The 19,739-nt window shown below is 39.8% G+C and carries 23 protein-coding genes; all 23 read right to left on the minus strand.

What is annotated here, in order from left to right; translation table 11 throughout:
- Window position 1: 1 nt before the first annotated feature.
- Window positions 2-946, minus strand: coding sequence for a hydroxymethylbilane synthase (gene hemC / locus IGI38_RS07515; protein WP_438728438.1), 945 nt, complete (start codon window positions 944-946; stop codon window positions 2-4).
- Window positions 947-986: 40 nt separating this feature from the next.
- Window positions 987-1,553, minus strand: coding sequence for a cob(I)yrinic acid a,c-diamide adenosyltransferase (locus IGI38_RS07520; protein ID WP_438728441.1), 567 nt, complete (start codon window positions 1,551-1,553; stop codon window positions 987-989).
- Window positions 1,550-3,052, minus strand: a complete 1,503-nt coding sequence (locus IGI38_RS07525; protein WP_438728444.1) for a cobyric acid synthase — start codon at window positions 3,050-3,052, stop codon at window positions 1,550-1,552. Before IGI38_RS07525 ends, IGI38_RS07520 begins: the two co-directional genes overlap by 4 nt.
- Before the next feature lie 5 nt (window positions 3,053-3,057).
- Window positions 3,058-3,861 (minus strand): ATP-binding cassette domain-containing protein, encoded by an 804-nt coding sequence (locus IGI38_RS07530; RefSeq protein WP_438728447.1) that lies wholly within the window; start codon window positions 3,859-3,861, stop codon window positions 3,058-3,060.
- Window positions 3,862-3,886: 25 nt separating this feature from the next.
- Complete coding sequence (gene cbiQ, locus IGI38_RS07535) at window positions 3,887-4,564, minus strand: cobalt ECF transporter T component CbiQ (RefSeq protein ID WP_438728449.1); 678 nt, start codon at window positions 4,562-4,564, stop codon at window positions 3,887-3,889.
- Window positions 4,551-4,850: an energy-coupling factor ABC transporter substrate-binding protein gene (locus tag IGI38_RS07540; RefSeq protein ID WP_438728451.1), complete on the minus strand. Its 300-nt coding sequence runs from the start codon at window positions 4,848-4,850 to the stop codon at window positions 4,551-4,553. Before IGI38_RS07540 ends, cbiQ begins: the two co-directional genes overlap by 14 nt.
- Window positions 4,837-5,580 carry an energy-coupling factor ABC transporter permease gene (locus IGI38_RS07545; protein WP_438728453.1) on the minus strand — a complete coding sequence of 248 codons (744 nt, stop codon included), beginning with the start codon at window positions 5,578-5,580 and terminating at the stop codon, window positions 4,837-4,839. The genes IGI38_RS07540 and IGI38_RS07545 overlap by 14 nt, the downstream gene beginning before the upstream one ends.
- A 4-nt stretch (window positions 5,581-5,584) precedes the next feature.
- On the minus strand, window positions 5,585-6,298 hold the full coding sequence (locus IGI38_RS07550) for a cobalt-factor II C(20)-methyltransferase (RefSeq protein WP_438728456.1): 714 nt from the start codon (window positions 6,296-6,298) through the stop codon (window positions 5,585-5,587).
- Window positions 6,291-7,073, minus strand: a complete 783-nt coding sequence (locus IGI38_RS07555; protein ID WP_438728458.1) for a sirohydrochlorin cobaltochelatase — start codon at window positions 7,071-7,073, stop codon at window positions 6,291-6,293. Before IGI38_RS07555 ends, IGI38_RS07550 begins: the two co-directional genes overlap by 8 nt.
- Window positions 7,070-8,500: a uroporphyrinogen-III C-methyltransferase gene (gene cobA / locus IGI38_RS07560; RefSeq protein ID WP_438728460.1), complete on the minus strand. Its 1,431-nt coding sequence runs from the start codon at window positions 8,498-8,500 to the stop codon at window positions 7,070-7,072. The genes IGI38_RS07555 and cobA overlap by 4 nt, the downstream gene beginning before the upstream one ends.
- A 69-nt stretch (window positions 8,501-8,569) precedes the next feature.
- Window positions 8,570-9,313, minus strand: coding sequence for a precorrin-6A reductase (gene cobK, locus IGI38_RS07565; protein WP_438728462.1), 744 nt, complete (start codon window positions 9,311-9,313; stop codon window positions 8,570-8,572).
- On the minus strand, window positions 9,310-10,035 hold the full coding sequence (cobJ, locus tag IGI38_RS07570) for a precorrin-3B C(17)-methyltransferase (RefSeq protein WP_438728465.1): 726 nt from the start codon (window positions 10,033-10,035) through the stop codon (window positions 9,310-9,312). Before cobJ ends, cobK begins: the two co-directional genes overlap by 4 nt.
- Window positions 10,020-11,072: a cobalt-precorrin 5A hydrolase gene (locus IGI38_RS07575; protein ID WP_438728467.1), complete on the minus strand. Its 1,053-nt coding sequence runs from the start codon at window positions 11,070-11,072 to the stop codon at window positions 10,020-10,022. Before IGI38_RS07575 ends, cobJ begins: the two co-directional genes overlap by 16 nt.
- Window positions 11,065-11,832 carry a cobalt-precorrin-4 methyltransferase gene (locus tag IGI38_RS07580; protein ID WP_438728470.1) on the minus strand — a complete coding sequence of 256 codons (768 nt, stop codon included), beginning with the start codon at window positions 11,830-11,832 and terminating at the stop codon, window positions 11,065-11,067. Before IGI38_RS07580 ends, IGI38_RS07575 begins: the two co-directional genes overlap by 8 nt.
- A 4-nt stretch (window positions 11,833-11,836) precedes the next feature.
- Window positions 11,837-12,391: a decarboxylating cobalt-precorrin-6B (C(15))-methyltransferase gene (locus IGI38_RS07585; RefSeq protein WP_438728472.1), complete on the minus strand. Its 555-nt coding sequence runs from the start codon at window positions 12,389-12,391 to the stop codon at window positions 11,837-11,839.
- Complete coding sequence (locus tag IGI38_RS07590) at window positions 12,381-12,992, minus strand: cobalt-precorrin-7 (C(5))-methyltransferase (protein ID WP_438728474.1); 612 nt, start codon at window positions 12,990-12,992, stop codon at window positions 12,381-12,383. Before IGI38_RS07590 ends, IGI38_RS07585 begins: the two co-directional genes overlap by 11 nt.
- Window positions 12,989-14,110, minus strand: a complete 1,122-nt coding sequence (gene cbiD, locus IGI38_RS07595) for a cobalt-precorrin-5B (C(1))-methyltransferase CbiD (protein WP_438728476.1) — start codon at window positions 14,108-14,110, stop codon at window positions 12,989-12,991. The genes IGI38_RS07590 and cbiD overlap by 4 nt, the downstream gene beginning before the upstream one ends.
- Window positions 14,110-14,760, minus strand: a complete 651-nt coding sequence (locus tag IGI38_RS07600; protein ID WP_438728478.1) for a cobalt-precorrin-8 methylmutase — start codon at window positions 14,758-14,760, stop codon at window positions 14,110-14,112. Before IGI38_RS07600 ends, cbiD begins: the two co-directional genes overlap by 1 nt.
- A gap of 14 nt (window positions 14,761-14,774) precedes the next feature.
- Window positions 14,775-15,731 carry an adenosylcobinamide-phosphate synthase CbiB gene (gene cbiB / locus IGI38_RS07605; protein WP_438728480.1) on the minus strand — a complete coding sequence of 319 codons (957 nt, stop codon included), beginning with the start codon at window positions 15,729-15,731 and terminating at the stop codon, window positions 14,775-14,777.
- On the minus strand, window positions 15,728-17,083 hold the full coding sequence (locus tag IGI38_RS07610) for a cobyrinate a,c-diamide synthase (protein WP_438728482.1): 1,356 nt from the start codon (window positions 17,081-17,083) through the stop codon (window positions 15,728-15,730). The genes cbiB and IGI38_RS07610 overlap by 4 nt, the downstream gene beginning before the upstream one ends.
- Window positions 16,974-17,963, minus strand: coding sequence for a GHMP family kinase ATP-binding protein (locus tag IGI38_RS07615; protein WP_438728484.1), 990 nt, complete (start codon window positions 17,961-17,963; stop codon window positions 16,974-16,976). Before IGI38_RS07615 ends, IGI38_RS07610 begins: the two co-directional genes overlap by 110 nt.
- Window positions 17,954-19,024 (minus strand): threonine-phosphate decarboxylase CobD, encoded by a 1,071-nt coding sequence (cobD, locus tag IGI38_RS07620; RefSeq protein WP_438728486.1) that lies wholly within the window; start codon window positions 19,022-19,024, stop codon window positions 17,954-17,956. The genes IGI38_RS07615 and cobD overlap by 10 nt, the downstream gene beginning before the upstream one ends.
- A gap of 21 nt (window positions 19,025-19,045) precedes the next feature.
- The gene (locus tag IGI38_RS07625; protein ID WP_438728488.1) at window positions 19,046-19,546 is read right to left on the minus strand and encodes an ECF transporter S component; all 501 of its coding nucleotides are present in this window, start codon (window positions 19,544-19,546) and stop codon (window positions 19,046-19,048) included.
- Window positions 19,547-19,739: the final 193 nt, after the last annotated feature.

Here is a 19,739-nt window from a genome sequence, read left to right on the forward strand (position 1 = left end):
TCTAGTGTATAAAAGTTTCTTTTTGATCGTTCTTACACTCCTCAATCAACGTAATCGCACCCTGTTTAATCAAATTAGCGGCAACATCCTTTCCTAAAATCACTGGATCCTCCCCTTGCAGCGTTTCTTTTAGAATAATTTTCCCATTTTCACTACCGATCATTCCTGTCAATTCATAAGAACCGCTTTTTGGCAGACAGTAGGCTCCAACAGGAAACGTACAACTGCCATCCATACTGTTTAGAAAAGCACGCTCTGCCGCCACTGCTATCGCTGTTTCTGAATGTTCCATTTTTTTAAGCATTTGAAGAATTTCGATATTATCTTTGCGGCATTCCAAAGCAATCGCCCCCTGACCGATCGCTGGAAGCATGACCTCTGGTGCCAACTCCTGATAATAAACCGTTTGATCCAGACCTAAACGTTCCAAGCCTGCTAGCGCTAAAACAATCGCATCGTATTGACCTTCATTCATTTTACGTATCCGTGTATCGATGTTTCCTCGAATCGGTTGAATATCAAAGTCTGGCCGCACATGTAGCAGATGGGCTTTTCTACGAAGGCTGCTAGTCCCAATAATAGCATTTTGGGGTAACGTTTCTAATGTTTTTCCAGCTTCTCGAATAATCAGAGCATCTGTAGGTGAGTGCCGTTTCATAACACAGGCCAAGGCTAATTCTTCGTGAATCGTAGTCGGGATGTCCTTTAGGCTATGTATGGCAAAATCAATATTTCCTTCACGAAGCTGATATTCTAACTCTCTTACAAAGCAGCCCTGACCACCGATCGCCTGCAAGTTATGCGTAGCTAAATGGTCTCCTTTGGTTTTGATTTTCACCAATTCTACTTCTATCTCTGGAAAATGCTCTTGAAAAACAGCTAATGTCTGTTTTGTTTGTGTCGTGGCTAATTTACTGCCTCGTGTGCCAACTCTCAGCTTCTTCATTTTCTTCCTTCTTTCACTCGATGAGCTCTTTTTTTCTGGATCATTTCTTCCTGTTAAAAACAGGCGCACTGTTCTCATATAAAATTTCTGGTTGCTCAGCTTGCCCATTGACCCAACGAGCTAAAGCAAAAAAGTAGTCAGATAGTCGATTTAAAAATTTTAACGCCTCTTCATTAATTGCTTCATTGTATTCTATGAGCGCTACCGCATTTCGTTCCGCTTCCCTAGTAAAACAGCGGCAAAGATGTAAATTTGCAGCCGTAACCGTCCCTCCTGGTAATACAAATCGATCAATTTTGGGTGATTCCTGCCAATAAAAATCAATTTTTTCTTCCAACCAAGTAATGAACTGCGGTTGAACCTTATAGGGACGTTTCTCTTCAGGTGTGGCAAAATCACTGCCGCAATCAAAAATCCACTGTTGAATCTGCACCAATTCTTCATACAATGAGTCTTTCTGAACTAAAGTTGCCACAGTAAGTCCAACCTGAGCGTTTAATGTATCAATTGATCCATACGCTTGGACACGGGGCGTATTTTTTTTCGCTCTTCCTCCCCCGACCAATCTGGTGAATCCTTGATCCCCATAGCGCGTATAGATGTTCATACACTTACCTCCTCATGATTCATAATTTGATAAATTTTCTCCAAATCAACATTTTCACGAACCAAATTAGCCAGCTTATCATACTGCTGATTTTTATACTCATGATACGGCAGTGCAATTTGGTCAATCGGAGTCAGTCCTTTTTCTATTCGAACTTGATTTAACAGTTGGCGTCTCCAAGCACTGTTATCAAAAACACCATGTAGATACGTTCCAATAACCTTTTTATCTGAACTAACAGCGCCATCTTCCTTCAAAAGGGCTTTTCCATTGGCAGAAATAATCTGAGCAAAGTACTGCTGCTCGTGATTTTCTGATCTGCCCATGTGAATTTCGTAGCCGCTTATTGTCTCTTCGCCAATTATTGCTTCCACTCTCGTTGTGGTTTTTTCTGCTTCAAAATAAGTTTCTGTATCCAATAGACCCAATCCTTCAAGACTACCATGAGTTGACTCTACGTGATGCGGATCATGTAGTTTTTTCCCAAGTAATTGAAAGCCGCCACAGATTCCAAAAATCATTTTCCCTTCGTTTCTTACCCGTTCAATTTCTTTTGCTAATCCAGATTGCTTCAAGTAGAGACAGTCTTCTAAAGTATTTTTACTACCCGGTAAAATGAGAATATCCGGACTGCCCAGTTGATCATTTGGAAAAACATACCGAACCGATACATCTGGTTCGCTTTCCAAACTCTTAAAATCTGTAAAATTAGACATTTTAGATAGTCCAATCACAGCAATGTCTAAATCTTTTTGGGTATTATACATTCGACTCACCTTTGATAAAGCTACACTATCTTCATCTTCAATATTCAACTGTGCATATGGAATAACCCCTACCACCGGAACATCGGTCAAGTCTTCAATCATTTTTAACCCTGGATCTAATAAGGCGATATCTCCACGGAATTTATTGATGATGATTCCCTTAATTCGAACCCGCTCTTCAGGCTCCAATAAATGAATCGTGCCATAAATCGAAGCAAAAACGCCACCTTTATCGATATCTGCTACTAAAAGAACCGGAGCGTCAGCAATCTTTGCCATTCCCATATTTGCAATATCACGGCTGTTTAGATTGATTTCCGCCGGACTGCCCGCTCCTTCAAGTACAATCACGTCATTCTCTTCTAGCAACTCCTGATATAGATCTGATATTTTTTCTATCAGCTGCGGTTTATATTCATGGTATTCCACTGCATCCATATCACAAAGAACTTTCCCATTAAAAATTACTTGCGACTTACGATCAGAGGTTGGTTTTAATAAAACAGGATTCATTCGTGCGTCTGGCTCGATTCCAGCAGCTTCTGCTTGGAAAACTTGCGCTCTTCCCATTTCTTTGCCATCCAACGTGATATACGAATTCAATGCCATGTTTTGTGACTTAAAAGGCATTACGTTCAATCCGTCTTGTCGAAAAATACGACATAAAGCTGCTACCAAAATACTTTTACCCGAATCTGAAGCAGTTCCCTGAATCATCAAACTTTTTCCCATGTTCTTCACCTCGCCCTCATTTTTATTTGCATAAATTCTTGCTGATTTTTTACCAGTGGAAAACCTAATTGCTGGTGAATCTTCACTAACCAAGGCTGCTCTAACCCAGCGGTCGTAAGAACATTTTCATCCATAAAGACTTGATCAGCCTCCCCCTCTTTAATGATTTTTCCTTTATCGAGCACATACAGATACTCGCAGACCTCATACATTAAATCCATGTCATGACTGGAAAGAATAATCTTGGTTCCTTGCTGTATTAGCAGGGAAATAATCTCGATCATCTGTTGTCTTCCCGCCGGATCTAAACCAGCAGTTGGTTCATCTAACAGTAGCCATTTTGTCTTGAGCATTAAGACACTGGCGATCGCAACCTTTTTCTTTTGACCATAACTCAAGTATTGAACAGGCTTCTTTTTTAAATGTTCAATCTTCAGTAAGGAGAACACCTCATCCATTCTTTTTTGAATCTGAGCTGGTTCAATCCCCAGATTTTTTAATGCGAAGGCGACATCATCTTCCACAATCGAATAAAAAATCTGATGCTCGGGCTCTTGAAAAACAATGCCAACTTCCTGTCGATACTGATACAGCGCGGCCTTTTTATAATCTAACGGTTTATTATCATAAATGATCTCGCCTTGACTTGGTTGTAAAAGTCCTACAATCGCTGCAAATAAGGTTGATTTCCCTGAACCATTCGCGCCTAATACGCCAATCGCCCGATGATCGCTAAAATCCAAAAAAAGATGATGCAAGACATCTGCTTGATTTTCGTAACTGATACATAAATCTGTTACCTTAAACATACTGGCACCTTCTTTCGTTTAGTAATCATAGTGGAAAATCGCCATCAAAGAATTTCATTTCAAGTGAAAGAATCATCTTGTTGAAACGATCAAAGGTTTGGAAAAATAAGATCTTGATCAATACTCCTAATGATTGATAACTATTTATTAATCCCCTGAATCCAAACCGCATATCCTGCGCACGTTTAATAATTAGTAGTTCATCAATAAAAATGAAAATAAAGCGATACATTAACATTGTTAATTCAATCAATAACGCTGGAAAGTGAGCCTTTTTCATAATCAATAGAATTTGATGAAAAGGAACAGTCAGAATGAAAAAATAGGTGCAAATCACACAACTAGCCGAACGAAAAAATAATCGCGTTCCTAAATAAAGCGAAGCCTCCGTGATGCCTAAAAAATGATTAAATACTGGAATTTCAAAAATGAACCCTTTTGATTGTGAGCTGACTGAGAACAAGATAGTCAAAATACTGATCAATAGAAAAGGCGCCGGAACCAGTAGCCATTTGAAATACCTGCTGGCTTTTACTTTTGTCACAAAGATAGTGGTGCCTCCGATAATAAGGCTAATTAATACTTGAACCGTTGGCGGCGATAGGAAACAGCTGATCAATAGAAAAAGGTATAAACATCCTTTTATCCCCGGAGAGAGATCAAGCAGCCGGTTTTCATAAGCGATCTTATCAATTAACAGCATTTTTATTCTTTCCTTTGTAGTAGCCTAAAATATAGGTGATGATTCCTACACCTAAACTTCCCTGAAGAGTAAACAGTAGGCTTTCAATCTCTCCACTTTTAGGCTCTAGTAAAGAATCAAACCAAGGTTCATAATTCGGATCAATTTCCGTGATAACAGTTTCTACCTCGCCATCTGAACCACCATACTCCCCATTTTTATTGATCAATAAGGCACCAACCATCAAAGCTACTACCGCTAATAACAAAATAATATTCAAACCCGTTTTTGATTTATTTTTTTCCATTGTTCAAAACCCTTCTTTCATGAAAAGGAAAATTCGCTGAAATAAGATTATAAGCAACGACGGTTAAAAGTCCTTCCGCAATGGCAATCGGAATCTGTGTCACCATGAAGACTCCGACAAATTTCATAATTGCTCCGAAAATACCCGATGAAGGATCGGGGAAAACCAGACCTAGCTGAACAGAGGTAGTAAAGTATGTTGCTAAATCCGCAATAAATGCACATAGGAATAAACAAATGGATGTTGAAACATTGAGCTTTTTTAAAAGCTGATAAACGCCATAACCAACAAATGGACCAATGACTGCCATAGAAAATGCATTTGCACCTAAGGTCGTTATTCCACCATGAGCTAACAGTAAGGCTTGGAATAATAAACAAATGGTTCCTAAAACACTGATTACCCCTGGTCCAAAAAGAGCTGTTCCGATCCCAACACCAGTCGGATGCGAAGTAGAACCAGTAACTGATGGTATTTTCAACGCTGATAAAATAAAAATGAATGCCCCGCTAAAAGCTAACAATACTTTATTTTGCGGGTTATCAGCTACGGCCTTTCTGATACTGAATAAACCATAGAGAAAGAAGGGGATAAATGCCGCATACCAAAACAAACACCAACCAAGAGGCAAGAAACCTTCCATAATGTGCATCGCATGCGCCTTTTGAGGAACGATCAGAATTAAAAGAAGCACAACAAAGAGAATTTTTTTTACTGTTTTTGCTTTCATCTTTTTAACTTCCTTTCAACATTCGATTTTTATAAACAATCATGGTACTGAAATAGGAAAGGGAATCTTGTTCATCCAACTCATTTAATCCAATCATAACTTTCTCTGATGCCATCGAAGAATCACTGACTAATACTGTTTGCTCTAATAGCTCTAATTTTGTTAAAAGTCTTAATATCTTGGGCAATGCAATCGAAACCTTCATTAAAATCACTGTAGAAACATTCTCTAAAGCGACGCGTAAAATTTCTTCATCTGCCGTCGCTGGTAAAACAGCATAGCTCTCTTCGTCAATAACTAAAGGAATCTGCAACTCATTCGAAATTTGGCAAAAAGAAGAAATGCCTGGAACCGTCTCTGTTTCGATTTGCGCTGTCATACGTTCTAACAAATAGCTATATGTGCTGTAAACCATTGGATCACCTAAAGTTATAAACGCGACATTCAAACCATTCTTTACATCTGCAATGATCTCCTCGGCAATCTTATCCCAAGCGTGACGTTTTTCCTCCCAATCATTTACCATAGGGAAGTGACGTTGTTTGATTGTCAAGTCATCCCTCAAATAGGGGGAGACGATTTGTAAAGCAAGGCTTTTCCCAGACTTTTTAGGTTCAGGCGTATACAAGCAATCAACCATCTGCAAAACTTCTTTTCCGCGAATCGTCAATAAATCAGATGCTCCTGGTCCAGTACCTACTCCATAAAATTTAGTCATTTGTCGATCCTTCCATCATCGCTGCTGTATGTTCAGCAAATTGTTGTTGAATTTCCCGAACCTCACCCATTCCTTTAAGATATGCCTCAACAGTAAAACCGGCTTGCTCCAGCTGGGATTTCCACGATCCTTCTTCAGCAGAAGCCATATCATTTGTTGCATGATCACCAGCTACCAACATTAATGGATACAGCTTGATTTTTTTATATCGGCTCTTTTTAAGTCGTTCAATCAATAAAGAGATTTCTGGATAGCTTTCTACCGCACAGATAAAGATCGGTTTTTCTAGAAGCATATGGTCCAGACAAGCGTAGACTGTAAAGGCAGAGTGTTGACTACCGTGTCCCATCAAAACAAGCGCTTCATCATCCTTGAGATTCTCTGACAAGGTTTCTAGCCAAGCGACAACTTTTTGATAATCCTCAATACTGCTGAGCAGTGGTTTGCCAACTTTGACGAGCTCTAGCTGATCCTTATAACGCATTGCTTGATGCAAAGCCTTGGAATATTCAATCCCAGGAATAATATGAAGGGGTTGAACATAAATTTCTTTGTAGCCATCAGCAATTAGCTTTTGCATCTGTTGATCTACCGTCAAAATCGTTACATTTTCTTGCTCTTTAATCTTTTTAATCACCTTATTGGAAGTAAAAGCACGAAAAACATCTAATTCAGGATATTTCTCTGCTAATTTTTCTTCCACAGCCTCAATTGTTTTTCTTCGTGTCTCTGGATAACTAGTTCCAAAACTGACAGCAATTAACGCAGGTTTCATCGCTTCATCTCCTCCTTTATTTTCTCTACGACTTGTTCAAAATTAGGCTCTGTCGTCTGAACCACAGAGAGTTGATAGCCATCAAAGATTTCTTTTGTCTTCTGCCCCATCACAATCACTTTCTTCGTCGCGACAGTTGCCAGCTGTTCCTCACTTAAAGCACTTAGAAATAGGCGAGCAGCTTTTGAGTTTGGAAAATACATAAGATCCGCCTTTTGCCAAAGTTCAGGAATCTCAACAGTGATTTTCTCCTCGTGAGTGATTAGTTTTTCAATTGATAATTCGCGATCGTTTAGTTTGGTTATCGTTAGCGAATCACCTAAGAATAAGATTTTCGAATGTTTTTCTAAATGTTCTAGACATTCCGTTAAATCTGGATAATCCGTATCTGTAAGTATTCCAGCTTTTTCCAGAACCGCTCCAGTGTGATGTCCAACAGAAGTAAAACACCAATCAGCTAGTTTCCGCCAATCAACCTCTTGTGTTTTCATTGCTCGAATAAACGTTTCAATACTCAATGGATCAGTGAAAATCACCTGTCGAGGTTTAGAAAAATCGATAGTCGTATCAAAAATTTTAGTGCTGCTAGGTGGTAGTTCAATGATTTCCGCTCCTAGATCTGTCAATCGACTCGCCATTCTTTTCTTTTTTGTAAACGGAATTGCAATACTGATTGAGTATAATGGGCGTTCTTCAAAGAAGTTTAGATCCTTTCTTCGTGTAACCACCTCACCGATTACGATTAAACTAGGCGGCTGTAGTTCAGCAGCAGAAGCTTTTTCATAAATTGTTTCTAATGTACCAACTACTGTTTTCTGCTGTTTACGACTCGCCCATTGAATGATCGCTGCTGGAGTATTCTTATCCTTCCCATGAACAATGAGTTGTTCTGTAATTCTCTTCAGCCCAGACATTCCCATTAAAAAGACTAAAGTTCCATTAACCTTGGCCGCTGTCGACCAATCGATTTCCCGTTCTGAATTATTTAAATGTCCAGTATAAACATGAAAATCTGCTGCCAAATCTCGATGAGTAATTGGAATCCCAGCATAAGCTAATCCCCCGATTGAAGAAGTGATTCCTGGAATGACTTCAAAAGAGATATTCGCTTGTTTCAAGGTCGCACCTTCTTCTCCTCCTCGACCAAAAACATAGGGATCTCCACTTTTCAACCGAACGACATCCAGTCCTTGTTGGGCCTTTTCGATCATGATCTCCTCAATTTTTTCTTGTGGAACAGGATGATAATCGGGTCTTTTACCCACGTAAATTTTCTCACAGTTCGCTTTGCAAGCATTGAGTATCGCGGGATTAATCAACCGATCATACACAATCACATCCGCTTGTTTGATTTTTCTCAATCCTTTGACAGTCAATAATTCTGGATCTCCAAGTCCAGCACCAATTAAGGCGATTTGTCCAGTCATCTCGTCGCTCCTTTTTTTATCATTAATGGGTTGTTCTTCCTTCTATGTCAAACAAGCAAAGTTGAACGATCATCCTTTCTTTACCTGATCAATCAGTCTTTCAATAGAAGAAAACTTTTTAGGGTAGTCTAATCGTTCACGCTGAATAACAATGCACGGAATATTCAGATCTTTACAGGCGTTAGTCTTTTCTATAAACCCACCTGCATGACCACTTTCTTTAGTAATCATTACCCCAGCGTGATTATGGATCAAAAGCTCACGATTTAGCTCCTTTGAAAAAGGACCTTTTAATGCTTCGATTTGACCAGTTGGTAGTTCCATCTTGTCAACTGCTTCTAATACCTCAACTGTTGGCAATACTCTGGCTACAATTCGTTCCTTAGGCAGATACTTTAAATATTCTGCCAATGTTTTACTTCCAGTCGTCAAATAGATATTGCCTGAATAATTCAAAGCCTGCTCACAAGCGGCTTCTACTGATTTGACTGCGATCATCTCTTCAGTAATCAATGAAGGACGTTCAAATCGAAGATAGTTGATTCCAAGCTGAGTACAAGCTGTCATGGCGTTTTTGGAAACCTCGATCGCATAAGGATGTGTCGCGTCAATTAATTGAGTGACTTGATGTTTCTGAATGAATTCAACCATTTCTATTGTACTTAGACGTCCCTTAACCACATTTTTTGATACCGCTGCAGCCAGATTCTCTCCGTAATCCGAAACAACAGATAAATAATAAGCCAAATCCGCTTCATTCAATTTCTCTGCAATTTTTAAACTATCGGAGGTTCCTCCAAGTAAAAGAATCATAGTTGATAGCCTCTAGGGGTAATCATCCGACCTTCTGACAAATAGGTTTCCTTATTTCCAACTAATACAACAGTCGTCATATCCACTAAAGTCTCATCTATATCGTCAATTGAAGTCAGGATTGCCTGCTCATTTTTACGTCCCACATCTTTAGCCAAACCGATAATCGTCTCTTTTGATTTATATTGTTGAATAATTGCTAATGCCTTTGCTAAATGATTCGGTCTGCCTTTGCTTCGCGGGTTATACAGACAGATTACAAAATCAGCGCTGGCGGCTGCGTGAAGACGTTTTTCGATCATTGTCCACGGTGTCATTAAGTCGCTTAAACTAATGTGGCAAAAGTCATTCATTAAAGGAGCCCCTAACAAGGCTGCGCCTGCAATACTGGCGGTGATTCCAGGAATCACTTTGACGGCAAGCTCTTCATCCATTTGGCTGACCAGTTCTAAAATCAAGCCTGCCATCCCATATACACCCGCATCGCCACTAGAAATGACGGCAACATCCTTACCTGTTTTGGCCAATTCAATGGCTTTTTTACACCGATCAATTTCTTGTTTCATTCCTGTACTGACAATTTCTTTTTCGCCCACTAGCTCTTTGATTAAGCGAACATAGGTCGTGTAACCAACAATTACTTCCACCTTTTTGATGATTTCGATGGCTTCAAGCGACATCTTTTCCTTCTCACCTGGTCCTAATCCTACAACGTATAACATGTGTCGTCTTCATCCTTTCCCAATGCAAAGGTGACTCCCCTATTGGCATAACGCTCAGTCACCACTTTTCCATTACTTGCTAAGTCAGCCGCTGCCAAACAAACACTTCCTACACCTGTAACTTTTTTTACAAATGCTGACTGCGGGTATTTCTCCGAAACAGTTAATAATTCTGCTGTTGAATATGTTTCAAAGGGAACTTCTAACCATTTGGCTAGTTGGCAGATCCCAACTTCTTGTTCCTTAATATCAATACTAGCAACTTTCTTGATACTTCGAAAATGGATATTTACTGATTGACAAAAAGTAAGATATTCTTCCTTGATAACTGAAAAATCAATACCCTTTTTAGCCCCAATGCCTAATACATACCGTCTTGGCACAATTTGAATTATTTTTTCAGAATCCAACTCATCTTGTTGGTCGGAAATAAGCAACACCACTTCATAGTTGTCAAAGGAGTCGCTTTCTTGAAGCAAAGAAAGCCCTCGAAGATCGCTCACCCAATTTTCCCGTTGGATCAAACCGACTGCTTGGTGCTCTGCTAGGAGACGATTAACCTTCTTGGTTGTCTCTTTGAAATCTGCATACCAGCCATTAATCTCTTTGCTCAGCAAATCAAGTGCGGTCACGTTTTGGACATCAGTTGCCGTGGTGATCACCGGGCAGCTGTTCAATTTTGCAGCAATCTCTAGCGTTAACTGATTGCCGCCGCCAATATGACCCGATAAAAGACTGATCGTGTGCCTGCCTTTTTCATCTATTACAACGATTGCAGGATCTTTTCGTTTGTCTTCCAATACTTCTGCAATACTGCGAACTACGATTCCAGTAGCCATAATGCAAATAAGAGCATCATATTGTTTGAATAATACCTGAATACCGGTTCTGAATCTCCCTGTAGGAAAAAGCCGCACTTCTTCTTCCAATTTGTCTTCTGATACAAAGATAGGTATTTCTTGATTCCATTTTTCTCGGAGCTCTTTAGCTAACTGGATACCAGCTGAAGTCAAGGCTAGAATTGCTACTTTAGTCATCACTCTTCACATCGCGATATTCATGTTTAAAGGAGGCATCATACAATTTAGAATAATAAAATTCATCTCCCAAAAATTCTCCTACCATGATTAAAGCCGTTTTCGTAATATCTGCCGCTTCAATTTGTTCTGCGATTTTCTCTAATGTACTAACAATTTTCTTTTCTTCAGGCCAAGTAGCTTTATAAATAACTGCTACTGGGGTTGTCGGTTGATAGCCTCCTGCTAACAATTCTGCTACTACTTGTTTTATTCCTTGTACAGAAAGAAAAATCACCATTGATGTTTGGTGTTGCGCAAAGGATCGTAGGCTTTCCTTATCTGGTACTGGTGTTCTTCCAGCCATACGAGTAATAATCACACTTTGAGAGATTTCAGGAACCGTATACTCAACTCCCAAACTAGACGCCGCTCCCAAAAAGGAGCTGACTCCAGGTGTACAAGTAAAATCGATATTGCGTTTTTTTAATTCTTCAATTTGCTCACGAATTGATCCATAAATAGAAAAATCACCTGTCTGTAATCGAATAACTTCTTTATTTTCCCGAACACCTCGTTCCATTTCGTCAATGATTTCGGTTAGATCCATTGAGGCACTATTAAAAATCTCGCAGTCTTCTGTACAGTAGTTTAGCAGCTCAGGATTCACAAGTGATCCTGCATAAATAACAACGTCTGCTGATTTTAATAACTGATAACCTTTAAATGTAATCAGTTCAGGATCACCAGGTCCTGCACCGACAAAATGCACTTTCGCCATATACTTATTCCTCTTTTCTCGTCTCAATAATGATTACTGGGTTTTGCGGTTTAAAATAATGCCCTTGACCTAATTTCGTAAACTGACTAACGTTCATTTGAATGGTTTGGAAGAGATGATGATGATTTTCCAGCCAGTCCATTGCACTAAGAGCATTTTCTAATAAAATAAAATTCAACACTAAACGACCACCAAGTTTTAGTCGTTGGAAACTCCAATCAAGTATTTCAGACATGTTTCCACCCGTTCCACCAACAAAGATCGCATCAAATTTATCCTCCAACTCAATTGGGGCTTTGCCGAGAATGCTCTGTATGTTCTTCAACTGAAACTTGGTTAAATTTTGATTCAAAACATCTAAAGCGGTTTGATTTGAATCAATTGTTGTCACTTCTAAGTGTGGATACAGAAACGCCGCTTCAATCGCAATACTTCCTGTCCCTGTTCCAACATCTAAAAACTTATCTGCTTTATCTAACTGCAGCTTTGCTAAACTGACAGTTCGTACTTCTTCCTTTGTCATAGGAACATTACCACGAATAAAACAATCATCCTTCATTGATAATCACCACTGCATTCATTTGATAGTCTTCATCGGGAACCTCAGAAGCTTTGTAACATCTTATTTTTTCATCAGAGTAGCTGAGATTTTCACCTATATAAAAAATCGCATCATTGCCTCGTTTTAGTGCTTCTTGTGCCAATTGATAAGGACCAATTTTTTTGTCTGTTACCATACCAACCTTTGGTAGCCTGAAAACAAGGGAAAAGTCTGGAAGTTTTCCGTGGCTGCTAGTAATAAAACAATCCTCCATCGGTATGTTTATTCGATTGAATAAATAATGAAGAGAACTAATCCCTGGTAAAATCAATAAATTTTCCGCCGGAAATCGTTTAAGAAGCCATTTTCCAATACCATAGGTCAATGGATCACCCGAAGCTAAAATTACTAGCTCATCCTTTTGATGATCATTTAAAAATACCGCCAGATCATCTAGTTTACGGGGAAGTAGATGAGCCTTTCGCTTCTTGTTAGTTGGAAGTATTTCTAATTGTCGTTCACTTCCGATAATCAAATCGGCCGCTTCAATGGCTGCTTGGGCCTTTCCAAACAAATAGTCTTGCGTTCCACCCGGTCCTATCCCTACAACAGTGATCATCGCCACTCCTCCTTCAGCTGTTCCAAAGGTTTGGTGGAAGCTAAGTATCCGCGTTGTGATGAAAAAAGAACGACTTCAATACTTGGCTCGTGTTTCCGATATTTTAATAAATCCTCCGAGCGCTTCTTAACCTTATCTGCCAGAACTCGATAAACCGTCTCGTATCCCGCGCTGCTAATGATGTCTCCAGCAGCCTCAGTTGTTAAACATTTCTCAATTTCCTTCAGCTGGGGTACAGGCATACCTAGTAGCGCTAGATTCGCGATCAAAATCTCTGTTCGTGCATCCGCATCTTTACTGTGAGTAGAAAAAATCCCTGCAGAAACTTTAATCAATTTGCCCAAATGTCCAACCATCAAAACTCTTTCAAATTCTAAACGCTGAACTTCTTTTAAGACGTAGCCGACAAAATTACTCATCGAAACGATATTCTCGCTTTTGAGTTTCATTGTGTTTAGAACAAAGTCCTCCCCATAGTTGCCTGGGCATAGAATGACTGAGGAATATACCTGACTTTTTTTCATTTCTAGTTCTAGCGAGATAGATTGCTTCCACCCCTCCTCAGACATCGGTGTGACAATACCCGTTGTTCCTAAAATGGAAATCCCTCCCACTATGCCTAAACGCCGATTCATTGTTTGATTGGCGATTACTTCTCCTTCGGGTGCAAAAACCGTCACCCTCACTCCCTGATTCAGACCGATGATTTTACGAACGGATTCTTCGATCATTTTTCTTGGAACAGGATTAATTGCGGCCTGGCCAACTGGATTTTGTAACCCTACTTCTGTTACTCGACCGATCCCGATTCCTCCATCGATCAGAATTTGATTTCCATCAATTTTTACAACCTTTACACCAATCAACATACCATCTGTTGCATCCACGTCATCCCCGCCATCTTTTATAACAAAAGCTTGGCAGCCATCTTCTGTAGCTTCAATCGAATCAATTGGAATCGTTAGACTTCTTTTATGAGGCAATTCAATGCAAATCTCCTCTGAGGCTTCCTCTTCAAAAAGGAACGCTGTAGCAGCTGCGGCTGCGGCCGTGGCACAAGAACCTGTTGTATACCCTTTTCGCAACTTTTTCCCATTATAGAAAACAAATTCTTCCATCAGTCTTCCCTTTCAACCAATTGATACAACATGGCATTGATAATCGCTGCGGCAACATTGCTGCCACCTTTGCGACCCCTGGCTACAATTGCTGGAACGTCACTTTCAAACAACGCTTCTTTCGATTCTGCCGCACCGACAAAACCAACAGGAGCGCCGATCACGGCAACAGTATCCAATTCTCCTTGTTTATATAATTCCAATAATTTATAAATTGCTGTTGGTGCGTTTCCAATCACAAATAATTTTGGTCCAGTAATTGTTGCTGCTCGTTCTATTCCTGCCATCGAACGAGTCATTCCCTTAATTTTTGCTTGCTCGGCCACTTTTGGATCAGCAATATAACACTCATAACGAATGCCTAATTTATCTAAGAAACGTTTATTGATCCCACTGAGTGCCATGGTTGTATCTGTAAAAATTGTTCCGTTTCCTGCCAAAAAAAATTTTTCCAGCTCCGAAATAACATCATTAGAAAAAACTAGATTTTTCAAATAGTCAAAATCAGCACTCGTATGAATCACCCGCTTATTGATTTTTTCCTCTTTCGGTGATGAAAAAACATACTCAGGAAATTCTTGATCAATAATTTCTTGAATGATTTTGAAGCTTTCTGTTTCAATCAATTGAGGATTTCTAATATAGTCCACACTTTTTCCCCTTCTCATAAAAAATAGTTATTGATGATACCTGCGATAACACTAAATACAATCAGGCTCAGAATCGCTGTTGCATATAAAAGTTTATTAACAGTCAATATATCCTCTGGCTTTGCCGAACGAAGTGAGACGCCGATCGTCGGTTTGTAAATTTCAACTCCGTGATAGAGATGTGTGCCGCCAAGTTGTATCCCCAGCGCACCTGCCACGACTGCTTCTGGATAGCCACTGTTGGGACTTTTATGATTGCGACAATCGGTTTTGCCAACTTTCCAGGCATTTGAAGTATTCAGACGCAGTATTTTAGTTGCTCCAAGTAAATAGAGCCAAGTCAAACGAGCAGGAATAAAATTCCAAATATCATCCATTTTTGCTGAAAACCAGCCGATTGCGCGATATTTTGGTGTCACATACCCCACCATCGAATCCAACGTATTGACAGCTTTATACATCATGGCTAAAGTAGGTCCCCCAAAAAATAAACAGAGTAACGGAGCAATCACCCCATCACTGGTATTTTCAGCGATTGTTTCAATCGTCGCTTTAGTAATTTCTTCTTTTGTTAATTCATTGGTATCCCTTCCAACAATCATTGCAACCTGCTTACGGGCATTAGCAAGGCTGTCGTAAACTAACTTTTGATAAACCTTTTTTCCTTCTAGAGATAAACTTCTAGTTGCTAACGTTGTATAAGACAGGTAGATATAACAAACGATTCCGATAAAAGGATGAAGTAGAAAGCTAAGTCTCAAAAGGAAGTAGGTTGCCAAGCCTGATCCAAAAACAGTTATGAGCCATAATAGAACTCCCCAACGATAGTTTTCTTGATCACTTTTCTTCTGTGTGAATTTCTGCTGAAACCAAGTGATGAAGTTGCCAATCAGCTTAATCGGATGCGGCCAGTTATACGGGTCGCCAATTAGTAAGTCCAAAATGAAGGCAACAATAATCCAGTAGATCATCTGCCATTCCTCACTTTCTCCAGCAGGTTCTGAAGAAAAGCCTCACTCTGATAAAAATGAAGGTGAAGATAGCTGCCGAATGTATTCTTTTTCTGATAGCCGCCAGTCCATCTTTTCACTACTTCTCCATCGCGTTTCTTTAGCATTTCCAAAACAGTTGGTTCGTTACTTTGAAAAATCGAATGATGGAATTCGTGCCCTACTACTGTTGTTCCTTTTTTTCCGATCAAAGTCTCTTGAGTAAGGTTGCCATAACAATAGCCGAACTTCCGAAGACCCGAAGTCATTTTGCTGACCCCTTCAAAAATTCCTATCATCGGATAATCCTTATCATCATTATGAAAGGCAGAACCTAGGTACATTAAACCGCCACATTCAGCTAGCATAAATGCTCCTTGCTCGTGCTTTTCCTTGATACTACCGCGCATTGATTGGTTTGCAGAGAGTTCCAGTGCAAATTCCTCCGGGTATCCACCGCCAAAATAGTACAAATCTGCTTCCGGAAGGCAATTATCCTTCATCGGGCTAAAAGTAAGCAGCTCCACTCCATACGCCCTCAACAAATCAAGATTGTCTTGATAATAAAAATGGAATGCCTCATCCAAAGCGTACGCAACCTTGATATCTGGAAACTGCGGATAGTGTGGCGGTGTGTATCGGACTTGTTCATTCGGGAGTTGATCTAATAACTGATCAATATCAAGGGTATGATCTAAGGATTCCGCTACCTGCTGGATTTTTTCTGTCACACCGTTGATTTCTCTATCAGGCACTAAACCTAACTGTCTAGAAGGTAGCTCCACTCCCTTTTCCCGCTTCAAATACCCAAAAATCGGAACATCTGTGTACAACTCCACAGCTTTTTTAATCAATTGATAATGTGTCTCAGAGGCAATTTTATTAATGATCACGCCACAAATGTTTAGTCTCGGATCAAAATCGACGAAGCCTTTCACCATCACTGCCACAGATGTTGAAGCTGATTGTCCATTGACTACCAGCAAAACGGAACAATCCAATTGTTTAGCGACTCCGGCACTGGAGCAAAAATCCTTGTCTACTCCTAATCCGTCAAAAAGCCCCATTACCCCTTCAATTACACAAATGTCCGCATTCCTCGCTTCTTTTTCAAAGAGTGCTTCCATTCGTTTATTATCCTGAACTAGAAACATGTCCAAATTCCGTGAAGGATTTCCTGTAATGCGCGTGTGGTACTCCGTATCAATATAATCTGGACCGACCTTATAAGGTTGAATTCGATACCCTCGATTTTGTAAAATTGTCATCAAACCAAGCGTTATCGTTGTCTTTCCTGAGCCGCTGGAAACCGCGGCAATCATCAGCTTCTTCATTCATTTTCCTCGTTTCTATCAGTTGTACTCCTCGGTAGCAGCTTTGATGAACACTCACCTTAGAATACCAACGAGACACATTAGAATTTTTTATCGACTCAAGCACTGTTGGAATTTTTTCTGATTTTTCAACCATGATTCCAACCACTGAACCACTATGTGCAACGTTAACTCCTAACCATTGATGGTACTGTCTAAGTTTCATTAATTCTGAAAAATAGGGTTTAGATAAAATTTCCTGATTCAATATAGCACTATGCGTAGCTGCAGCTCCGAGCCTTAGCAACGATTTCTCTTTCACAGCACTCATATAACACTGATAAACTTCTGCAAAGTGATCTCGTTGTTGAAAAAATAAGCGTTCATTCTTCTCGGAATGAAAAGCCTCGGTTTCTAATGTTGTTGCCGGCTCCAAAACAACCACGTAAAACTGAGGAGCCCATCGGCTATCCTCTCTAACGGTCCCGTTTTTCTGCTCGAATAATGTAAGTGTTGGGAAAAGGATACTATCCGTCCGTTCAATCGCCAAACAAATATCGATGATTTCATCTCTGGAAATTTGTCTTCCGTAATATGCTGCCGTTGCTTGGCAAGCCGCAGCAATATCTGCTGTACTGCTGGCCATCCCCTTAGCCACTGGTAATTCCGAGTCAACCACCAATGACAGCTTCTCTTTTTCTGCGATCGGAAGTTCTAAATGATCTAGCGTTCTATATATAGCCTCCTCAACTTTGGGTTTAACTTCTTTGGAGGCAACGCCCGTTTGAAGCGTCACTTTAGAAAAGCGATCAATCCCATAACTAACTAATTTTTGTGAATCACCGAGCCAGCCTTGAATTAATTCTCCGCATGAACCAGTACAAGAAGCCGTTACTCGCATAAAATCGCCTCCAATGCATCAAGCAAGGCTTTGTTATCACTTCTTGACTTAACGGCAATTCGATAGTATTTCTGAGTCAGCCCGTGAAAACTATTGCAGTTTCGAATCAGTATATTTTTTTTGATCATTCTTTCTTGCAAACAGCCAGCCCCCTGATACCGCAAGAAAATGAAATTCGTTTGGCCAGGAAATATCTCCAGCTCTTTATAAAGAGCCAAGCCTTTTTCTAAAAATTGTCGTTCCTCTGCAATGTACCGCTGGCTATCTTCAATAAATTGAGTCTCTTTTAGCGCTTGCTGCCCGGCAATATCAGCAAAAGTATTGATATGCCAAGGTACGGTCTTCTCCCCAATCTTGGATAAAATTGAGAGATTGCTTGTTAGCAGATAGCCTAAACGTAAGCCTGGAATCGCAAACATTTTTGTTAATGACCTAAAAATGAATAGGCTTTCATTATTACTAATCGAAGGAACAAGGGAATACTCCTCTTTAGGAAAATCTACGAATGCCTCGTCTACAATTAGCGCTATTCCATTTCTATGGCAAAACAGTGCTAATTCATCGAGTTCAGATTGTTTCAGCATTTGACCGGTTGGATTGTTCGGATTGCAGAGACAGATGCCATCGACTCGTTGTTGTCTTGCTGATTGTATCAATTCTGAAATTGACCATTGAAAATTTCTTTGTTCTAAATTGAAATAACAAAATTCTGTTTTTTGTTGACTAAACGCTGCCTCATATTCCATAAATGTCGGGGCAAGTAATAATAGTCTTTCCAGCATAAGCGTTCTTCCCAGCATAAAAATCGCTTCAGCAGCACCATTGGCTGGATAGACATATTCCCCTGGGAGCTCATGAAAATCAGCGATCGACTGGATTAGTGCGCGGTATCGAATATCTGGGTAATGAACGAGCTCTGCAAGATATTTCGTGAGTGTTTCTTTGACTCCTTCTGGAATACCTAAGGGATTGATATTGGCACTAAAATCAACTAAATCTTTCTTTTCAATCTGGTATAGTTCACTGATTTCTTGAATATTTCCTCCATGCTTAACTGACATAACAACGACTCCGCTTCTTGATTATTTTAGAAAGATTGCTCCCTTATATTTCTGTGGGATCCCTAGAATCACTACTTCAGATAAACATAAATTCACAACGGTTGCTAAGGTTAATGGTACGAAAAGCACGAAAACAACCGGGCCCATCAATGGATAAAGCAATAGGAGATCCAACGGCACATTAATCACGTAAGCCACCAACATCGAGATTAGTGAAGCTGCGATTTTGTTTTTTTGCAGTTTTTTGCGTGTCCAGCTATAATAGAACATACAGGCTGCCATCAATACAGCAATAATCAGATGAATCGGTAAAGTATTAGGAAAACCCGACAATAATGCTGAAATCATATGTCCGAAAAATCCTAAAAATGCTCCTGCGGCGGGTCCAAGAATAATTGCTCCTATAAACGCGGGAAAAGAATCTAATGCGATGGAACCTAAAATCTTAATATTTGCACCAATCACACATAGCGCCAGCAGGATTGCCAATGTTGCCAATTTCTTTGTTGAATACTTCATCATGTTTCACTCCTTATTCGTTTTAATGTATTCATTTTTCAAGAAAAATTAGTTTGATTCGAATGACGTATATCATTCAACTAAAGTTCTCGAGCTTTAATTTGATTCTTATTGCTTAATATCCTTCTGATTTAGTAACCTGCGAAAAGTTGAACTGATACGCTAAAAAAATAAACGCAACGAGTCCAGAAAGGAT

The organism is Enterococcus sp. AZ128 (genome assembly GCF_051714485.1).
In the GTDB taxonomy this organism is placed as follows: Bacteria; Bacillota; Bacilli; order Lactobacillales; family Enterococcaceae; genus Enterococcus_A.